Origin of the sequence: Streptomyces sp. NPDC021080 (assembly GCF_044333225.1) — a bacterium.
Taxonomy (GTDB): Bacteria; Actinomycetota; Actinomycetes; order Streptomycetales; family Streptomycetaceae; genus Streptomyces.
In genome coordinates, this window is sequence record NZ_JBIRQM010000002.1 from 283,272 (window position 1) to 291,647 (window position 8,376).

Consider the following 8,376-nt stretch of genomic DNA (forward strand, 5'->3'; position numbering starts at 1 on the left):
GCCTGACGCATCCTGACTGGTCTTCAACTCTGTTCTCGATTCGGATCGTCGGTACCTGTGATGTCGTACGGCCGGGAAAGGTAGAGCTGTGCGTAGAGCCAGCCTTCCGCCTCCAGGCCCTGCGGATCCACCCCCGCGGCCGACATGCCGTCGAGCACGAGCGCCTGCTCCTGCGGGGAGGCGAACCGCCGCTGTCTGAACACCTCGTCGACGCGGACGGTCCGGTAGCCCAGATCCGCCAGCGCGCGCTCGACGGGGTCGAACGGGAACATCCGCAGCACGAAGTGCGCCATCCAGGGCCGGTGGACGCCCTGCGCCCGGACGACGCGCGTGAGCGTCCGCTCGGTGACGTAGCCGACGCAGCCCGTCGAGATCACCAGGTCCGTGCCCGAGAGCTGGGCACGCTGTCGCGGGGTGGGCTCGTGCTCCTCCAGGTCGGCGTGCACCGCGTCGTCGAGGAACCCGGCCTCGAGGGCGTAGGAGAGCGCGCTGCCGGAGGTGTCGAGGCCGACGAAGCGGGTCGCCCGCGCGGGCCTGCGTGACCGGGCCAGTTCGCGGTCGCGGGCCAGCAGGGCCGCGCGGCTGTCACCCGCGCGCTCCTCGTCGCCGTAGCGCGCGTACAGCTCGTCCATGGTGGCGTCGTACTTCAGCAGGGCGGCGTTGATCCCGTACGAGCAGCCGATGTCCAGCACCTTCGGTACCGCGACGTGCCGGGACTCCCGGTACTCGGTGATGATCTTGGCGAAGTAGGGCTTGGCCTGCTGCGGGACGCCGTAGTCGAGCGGGCGCAGCGCGGTGAAGTAGGTGCGCGGATCGGGCTGGTCGTAGATGTGGTCGAGTGAGACTTTTCCGGTCACGTCGAAACGCACGGGGCTTACTCCTCGGTGGGATCGCGCAGGGGGAAACGGCCTGGGGCGACTACGCGTTCTCGCTAGTCGAGGAGCTGGTCGCCGCGGACCGCCCGGCCCTCGGCCGCCAGGTGCTCGGGCAGCACGCGGCCGAAGAGCTGCCGGGTCCGTTCCACGCTCCCGATGACGCCGGGGCGCTCGCTGTAGGCGAAGATCGCGGAGTGGCGCGCGATCCCGCCGCGTACCGGGCTCACCCGGTGCAGCGAGTAGCGCCCCTTGAACAGTTGCAGGTCGCCCGGTTGCAGGGGGAGGCGCCGGGTCAACCGCTCGCCCCGGCCGTCCAGCACGTCGCGGACGTCGTCGAAGTTCTCGTCCCGCGCGGTCCGGATGTTCGGGCAGTACTCGAAGACGCCGCCGTCCTGCGCCTGTTGGGTGAGCATGCTCACGGTGAACTCGTTGGTGTCGAAGTGCCAGGGGTGCTCCATGCCCGGCGCGACGACGTTGAGAACCAGCCCGGAGAGCGGGTCCGCCAGCTCGTGCAGCTCCGGCAGTTCGAAGCAGCGGGCGATGAAGTCCCGGAACACCGTGTCGGAGTAGAGCCGGCTGATGAGGGAGTCCGCGGGGACGCGGTCCCGCGCGACGAACGCGTTGCCCCGCTCGAAGGTCTTCCGGCCCGGATGGTCCTCCGGCAGCGCCAAGTCCACCGCGATGTTGTAGACGTTCACCGTCTCGACGTCGTGGTACGCCCGGGGGGCGATGGCCGAGCACTCCTGCCGCAGCACATCGCGGAGCGCCGGGCGGACGAAGTCCGGCAGCACGGTGCAGCCGAGTGTCGACAGTTCGCGCCGGGCACGGGAGACCACGGCCTGTCCCCGGGCGCCCGCGAGTTCCGACAGGGGATAGCGGGCCGTGTCGACCACCTGATCGAGCGTCAGGGCTTCCAAAGAGCGCATTCGATCCTCTCCACATGCGAGCCGCCCCTCTCGCCGGCCCGCTGTTCCGCCTCTTGCACACACGGGGACGGGCGACGCAACGCGTGCGGTCGGCCCGCCCCCACTCTCTGCTCTTCGACAACTCGGCCGGCAAGAAAGGAACTTGAAGTTCCCACAGTGACGGCCGCGTTGTCTGTGACACGGCACACTGCCCAACTGTGTGCTCCGGCATGCCTTCGAGGGGTCGACACGGGCGGGCCGTCGTGCAGGAGCCGGTGCGCCCTGTGCGAGGGTCGGCCCGTGGAGCCGGCGCCGCCGGCGGGTGGGCGACGGCCTCCGGCGGGATCAGCGTGCCGCCGACTCCACCGCGTCGGCGGCGCGGGTCTCGCTCTTGCCGTCGGCGAGCAGGCCGCCGATCTCCTGGGCGCGTGCCCGCAGCCGGGGATCACGCGCGGTCCGCTCGACCGCGGCACGCAGCTGCGCGTCGGGGGCTCCGGGGTCCGGCAGCCTGTGGGCGACGCCCGCGCGCAGGCAGCCGGCGGCGAGGACCTGCTGCTCCGAGCCGTTGGGGGCGACGAGCAGGGGTTTGCCGTGCAGGAGGGCGGCGAGCACGGGGGCGGAGGTGGCGTTGGTCAGGACGAGGTCGGCCCGGTCGACGAGGGGGCCCATCCAGGGGCGGCGGCCGACGATCAGGTCGGCGCCCGGGGCGGCCTCGGGGGCGCCCGACCGTCCGAGTTCCACGACGGCCCGGTGGGTGCCCGAGGTGAAGGCCGCGTTGAGGCGCGGCCAGAGGGAGGTACCGCCGAAGGTCCGGCCGAGGTGGACGTAGGCCAGGGGTTTCGCGTCCGGCAGCGATGCGGCCGCCGAAGGCCCCGGCTCCCGCCGGGCCGCCGGAGGCTCGGGTTCCCACCAGCAGGGGCCGACATGCCGTACGGCCGGGGGCAGTTCGGCGTCGGCCGGCTCCAGGAGGGGGTGGCCGCGCAGCAGGAAGGCGGTGCCGAGCAGCGGGGTGTCGGGGAAGCGGTCCTGCCGTGGCGCGAGGCCGGCTGCCTCGCGTACCGCTTCGTAGTGCTTCAGGGTCTCCGTCAGACGCCAGGTGCGGTCGTGCGTGTCCGCCGGGCCGTCGCCCCCGTCGCGGTAGGGCCACAGGTGTGCCGTCAGTCCGAGCACCACCACCGGCAGGCCGGCGGCCTCGGCGGCCACGAGCGCGCCGTGGCAGAGCACGGAGGTGACCAGGACGTCGGGCCGCAGCCGCCGGACCGCCCGTGCCACCGTGGTGTACTGCTCGGGCCCGCGGACCGTCCAATGGGTGACCGACAGGGCCGTGGCGTCGGTGACGGCGGACACCTCCAGGCCCGCCGTGGTCGCCACGGGTGCGGCGTCCGTCCCGGCGAGGACGTGCACCGTATGGGCGCGGCGGCGCAGTTCGCGGCCGACCGCGAGGGCGGGGTACAGGTAGCCCGGATCGCCCAGCGGGCACAGGAGCACGTTCATGCCGGCGGCTCCCCCGGCAGATGAAGGCCCAGGTGGTGGGCGAAGAAGGCCATGACGTCCGCGTAGAGGCGGGCGCTGCGCGAGGAGGCGCGGGCGGCGTGTCCGACGCCGCGTTCGGTGCGCAGCACGACCGGCGCGTCGCCGGTGCCGGCCCATTGCAGGGCGGCGCACATCTTGCGGGCGTGGGCGGGGTCGACGCGGGTGTCGCCGTCGAAGACGGCCAGCAGGACGGCCGGGTAGGCCGCGCCTTCGCGGACCTGGTGGTAGGGCGAGTACGAGAGGAGGTCCGCGAACCGGGCGGGGTCGGCCGCGCTTCCGTATTCGTCGCGCCAGCTCACGCCCATTCCCGACCGTTCGTAGCGGGCCATGTCGAGCAGGGGGGCCGCGCACACGACGGCCGCGTAGGTCTCCGGGCGGCGGGTCAGGGCGGCGGCGGCGAGCAGGCCGCCGTTGGAGCTGCCGAGCACGCCGAGCCGGCCGGGTGCGGCCCATCCGTCACGGAGCAATTGGTCGGCCGCCGCGTCGAAGTCGTCGAAGGTGTTGTGCTTGTGCTCGCGGCGTCCGGCCCGGTGCCATTCCTCGCCCTCCTCGCCGCCGCCTCTGACGCAGGCCACCGCGTACACCCCGCCCGCGCGCACCCAGGGCAGGGCCTGGGGGGTGAAGCCGGGGGTCATGGAGGCGCCGAAGCCGCCGTAGCCGGTGAGGACGGCGGGGCGGGGCCGATCGGGGCGGCCCGTGGGGGACAGGACGAACATGCGGACCTCGGTGCCGTCGCGGGAGGTCACGACCTCCTGGGTGACGTTCACGCCCTCGGCGGGGGCCACCGCGGGGGAGCCGCCCGTCCAGGGGCACAGGCGTCCGGTGACGGCGTCGTAGTGCAGGACGGTGGCGGGTGTGACGTGGTCGGTGTAGGCGAACCACAGTTCGTGTCCCGGTTCCTGACGAGCGGTCAGGGTCGTCACCGTTCCCCGTCCGGGCAGGGGTACGGTCCCGGTGCGGGCGCCGGTCCGGGCGTCGTGCAGGGTCAACTCGCCCACCGCGTGCCGGGTTCGTACGACGGCCAGCAGCGGCCGGTCCAGTGCGGGACCGCCCAGGACCGCGAAGTCCTGCAGTACGGTGCCGGGTTGCTCGGGGACCAGGGTGCGCCACTCGCGGGGGTCCGCGGCCTCGCGAGGGGCCGCGGCGATCCGGCCGCGCGGGGCGCCCGCGGTGGTCCGCAGCAGCAGGGGTCCTCCGCCGGGTCCGAGGCGGACGGCGGTACGGCCGTCGGCGCCGTGCTGGAGGCGGCGCAGGTCGGGCCGGTCGGGACCGGTGCCGGTCAGGTCGGCGGTCCACAGGTCGGTGCGCGGGGAGGTGCCCTCGCTGGCGCCGACGACCAGGAGCCGGCCGTCGGGCGCGGTGGCCACCGTGTAGTACTGGGTGTCCGACCGCCCGGCTCCGAAGATCTCCACGTCCTGGTCGGCCGGTGTGCCGACCCGGTGCAGATACACGCGGCGGGGCGGCACTCCGCCGCCGGAGTGCCGTGACGGCAGCCGGCGTACGTAGTAGAAGGCCCGGCCGCCCGGCAGCCATGCCACGGGGGAACGGCGGACCCGGTCCACGGGCCCGTCAGCCGTCCCGCCCGTCGCCGTGTCGAGCACCCGCAGCACCGAGTGCTCCGTACCGCCCGAGGACAGCTGCACGGCGACGAGGTCGCCCTCCCAGGACGGTTCCCAGGCGTCGAGCACCGTCGTGCCGGACGGGTCTACGTCCAGCGGGTCGAGCAGGGTCCGGGTCCGGTCTCCCTCGCGGACGGCCAGCGCGGCGAGTTCACGTCCGGGTTCCCGGCGCACGTGGAACTCCCGCCCGCCGCGTACCAGTGGCGGGCGGGCGCCGCCTCCGGCCAGCAGTGCTGTCATCCGCGCGAGCAGTTCGTCCCGGGCCGGCCAGCGGGACTCCTCGTCGGCGTAGAGCCGGTCCTGGGCCGCGCACCACGCGGCGGTGGCGGGGTCCCGCGGATCCTCCAGCCAACGGTAGGGGTCGGCCACCCGCAGTCCGTGGACGATCTCTTCCGGTCCGCTGCGCGGGGCCGGCGGGTAGGCGTACCGGGCGGGGGACGGCCCTGCGTCGCGGGGCGGGGACTGGGTCATCGCGGCGCTCCAGGGAGAACGGATCACGTCGGTCACGTGAAGGGGACGGGGCTCTGGCGCCGCCAACGTCCGGGCGTCGCACCGGGCCTGGGGCTCAGGCGCCGGCGACACCCTGGCGTCGTACCGGACAGGGACTCAAGTGCCGCCGGTGCCCGGGCGTCGTACGGGAGGCGTCGGGAACGGGTCCTCCGGTCCGGAGTCGTCCGCGGGGGGCCGCTCGCCGTGCGCCTCGACCGCCATGCGGTCGTACGCCTCGGCCGCCGGCCGGTCCGCACGGCTCGCGCCCACGGGGTCGGGCGGGTCGACGAGGCCCGAGGGCGCGCCGGTGTCCGCGGGCTCGGGCACGTCCGGGAGACGAGGGGAGGTGCCGGCGGTATCGGCCTTCTTCGCGTCGTCCGCCACGGCGTCGAGGCTGGTCTCGCGCAGCAGGGGCACGGAGGACAGCACCGTGACCACCGCCGCGGTGCCGGCGAGGGCCAGCCAGGTGCGGCTCGCCCCGAGGGAATCCACGAAGGAACCGGCCAGGAGCGGTCCGAGGGAGGCGAGACCGGCCATCAGCAGCCCGGTCGCGGTGCTGACCCTGCCGAGCAGGTCCCGGGGGGCGAGCACCAGCATCGCGCGGCCGACGACGATGCCGGCCGGCGGGCTGAAGAAGACGACCACGACCAGGACCGGGCCGATCACCCAGGGGTGCGTGGTCCCGGAGAAGACGGCGAGGCCGAGCGCCCAGACGGCGCCGATGAGCAGGAACAGACGGGCGGCGGGGATCCGCTTGATCAGCCGCGGCGCCGCGGCGGCGCCGAGCATCCCGCCGACGCCCGCGCAGGCCATCACCGCTCCGATCGCCGTCCCGCCGATGCCGCTCTGCCGCAACGAGACGACCATGGTCGTCTGTGCCGCCGCCGAGACGATGTTGATGCCGGCGGCGAACAGCAGCGCGGCCAGCAGGGCCCGCTGGTGCGTCAGCCACCGCAGCCCGGCCGTGAGCCGGTTGTCGCGCCCGGTCCCGACGACCCGCCGGGGAGGCCGGGTGGCGATCCGCAGCAGCAGCACGGCGGACACACCGTAGGAGAAGGCGTCGGCGGCGAACGGCAGCATCGGATCGAGCGTGTACAGCCAGCCGCCGAGGAAGGGGCCGATGAGCGAACTCGTCGCCATGGCGGCCTGGCTGCGGCTCAACGCGTCGGTGAGGTCCTTCTCGGGCACCACGTCGCGTACGGCGATCGTGGCCGCGGGTGCGAAGAGGGCGGTGGCCGCGCCCTCGACCACGGCGACACCGAGCAGGTGCGTCTGCCCGAGGTCTCCCAGCGCCGACACCAGCGGGATGCTGGCCAGCGCCACGAGGCGTACGAGATCGGTCCCGACCATGATCATGCGGCGGTCGAGCCGGTCGGCGACCTGGCCGGCCGGCAGGCGCAGCAGCGTCCGGGTCACCAGCGAGCAGGTCGCGACCGTACCGGCCTGGGCGGCGCTGCCGCCGATGGACAGGACGAGCAGCGGGAAGGCGAGCAGGGAGAGCTGCGATCCGAGGGTGGACAGCGTCGAACCGACCCAGTAACGGCGGAAGTCGGCGTTGGTCCGCAGGACTCCGGCGCCTTTCATCCGAGCCGTCCGACGGCGTCGAGGCAGTCCAGTACGCCGGCGTCGACCCGGTCCTGGAAGACGGCACGGACGGCCGCCTCCTCGTCATAGCGGTAGTGGTCGTGGCAGCTGACCCAACGGCCCTGTGTCCGCTCGGCGTCGAGGTAGCCGTCGGTGATGGTGCCGACCTCCATGCCGGGCTTGCCCGCTGTCTCCCAGCAACTGGCCAGCACACCGTCGGCGTTGACGACCGCGCCGTAGCGGCCGTCGGTGAACGAACAGGCCTGGCAGGGGACATGGGCGCGCGGACGGGCCACGGTGAAGCCGAGTTCCAGCGCGCGGGCGTGCCAGCGGACGAAGTCGTCGACGAGGCCGTCCTCGTGCAGCAGGTTGTTCGCGTAGCCGACGCCGACGTCGCCGACGCGGGCGAAGTGGATGCCGCAGCGTGCCGGGTCCAGGTGTGCGCCGAGCCGTTCGACGAGTTCGTCCACGCCGTGCCGGTTCAGGTGCGAGACGTTGACGCGCAGCATCCAGCGCAGGGAGGTCTTCTCGATGGCGCGCGCGATGTTGGAGACGATGACGTCGAAGGTGCCGCCTCCGGAGCGCCGTACCCGGATGGCGTCGTGGTCGGCCCGGTCGCCGTCGAAGGTGACCTGGACGGAGCCGAGGCCGGCCGCGTTGAGCTCCTTGGCGATCAGGGGGGTGAGCAGGGTGCCGTTGGACGTCATCGACGCGGTGAGGGTGCCCAGTTTCCCTGCCCTGGTGAGCAGGTCGCGGCAGCCGCGGGGGTTGAGCAGCGGCTCGCCGCCGAACAGCAGCAGCGCCAGCTTGTCCAGGCCGGCCGCGGCCATGCGCCCGCGGGTGAAGTCCAGGACCTGGCCCACGGCTTCGGGAGTCAGCCGGGCGTGCCGGATGCGCGGCGGCCGGCTGCCGCCCTTGGGGTCCTGCGCGGTGTTCTGGAAGCAGTAGCCGCAGCCGAGGTTGCAGTCCGTGCTGGTCAGTACGGTCAGCGAGTACGAGGTGTAGGGCTTGACGTCGTACAGGCCGGCCTCGCGGAGATAGCGTTCGGCCGAGGGCCGCAGGGTGCCGTCGGCCTGCACCTGGCCGGGCCGCATCAGCGCGTATCCGCCGGCGCCGAGGAACCACCACCCCCTGTCGGCCTGGATCAGACGGGCCCCGGCGGCGGGGACGGCGACGGACTGCGTACCGGGCACGGCAACCTCCGGAGCGAGGGCGGGAGTCGGGCGGCGGGCGCGGCCCGGTGGCGGGGGGGGGCGGGCCGCCCCCCCCCCCCCCGGGCCCCCCCCCCGGGGCCCCCCAGAAACGCAGGTTGAACATTGTGTACACCCCCCACCGGGGGGGGGAGGCCCCCAGCGTGAGGGACAAAACCCC

The 8,376-nt window shown here is 73.8% G+C and carries 6 protein-coding genes; all 6 read right to left on the minus strand.

Annotated features, from left to right (window positions below; translation table 11 throughout):
• Nucleotides 1-23 precede the first annotated feature (23 nt).
• On the minus strand, nucleotides 24-869 hold the full coding sequence (locus ACH4S8_RS05340; protein ID WP_398391111.1) for a class I SAM-dependent methyltransferase: 846 nt from the start codon (nucleotides 867-869) through the stop codon (nucleotides 24-26).
• 62 nt (nucleotides 870-931) lie between these two features.
• Nucleotides 932-1,801, minus strand: a complete 870-nt coding sequence (locus ACH4S8_RS05345; protein WP_398391112.1) for an arpA protein — start codon at nucleotides 1,799-1,801, stop codon at nucleotides 932-934.
• A gap of 324 nt (nucleotides 1,802-2,125) precedes the next feature.
• On the minus strand, nucleotides 2,126-3,274 hold the full coding sequence (locus ACH4S8_RS05350) for a glycosyltransferase (protein WP_398391114.1): 1,149 nt from the start codon (nucleotides 3,272-3,274) through the stop codon (nucleotides 2,126-2,128).
• Complete coding sequence (locus tag ACH4S8_RS05355; RefSeq protein ID WP_398391116.1) at nucleotides 3,271-5,403, minus strand: prolyl oligopeptidase family protein; 2,133 nt, start codon at nucleotides 5,401-5,403, stop codon at nucleotides 3,271-3,273. Before ACH4S8_RS05355 ends, ACH4S8_RS05350 begins: the two co-directional genes overlap by 4 nt.
• Nucleotides 5,404-5,538: 135 nt before the next feature.
• A complete protein-coding gene (locus tag ACH4S8_RS05360; RefSeq protein WP_398391117.1) occupies nucleotides 5,539-7,005 on the minus strand; it encodes an MFS transporter in 1,467 nt (488 codons plus the stop codon).
• On the minus strand, nucleotides 7,002-8,198 hold the full coding sequence (locus ACH4S8_RS05365; protein ID WP_398391119.1) for a radical SAM protein: 1,197 nt from the start codon (nucleotides 8,196-8,198) through the stop codon (nucleotides 7,002-7,004). The genes ACH4S8_RS05360 and ACH4S8_RS05365 overlap by 4 nt, the downstream gene beginning before the upstream one ends.
• Between the last annotated feature and the right edge of the window lie 178 nt (nucleotides 8,199-8,376).

Bases quoted from the DNA above. Each gene is read 5' to 3' on its own strand.
- ACH4S8_RS05345 (WP_398391112.1), bottom strand. From the start codon at position 1,801: ATGCGCTCTTTGGAAGCCCTGACGCTCGATCAGGTGGTCGACACGGCC.
- ACH4S8_RS05350 (WP_398391114.1), bottom strand. From the start codon at position 3,274: ATGAACGTGCTCCTGTGCCCGCTGGGCGATCCGGGCTACCTGTACCCC.
- ACH4S8_RS05355 (WP_398391116.1), bottom strand. From the start codon at position 5,403: ATGACCCAGTCCCCGCCCCGCGACGCAGGGCCGTCCCCCGCCCGGTAC.
- ACH4S8_RS05360 (WP_398391117.1), bottom strand. From the start codon at position 7,005: ATGAAAGGCGCCGGAGTCCTGCGGACCAACGCCGACTTCCGCCGTTAC.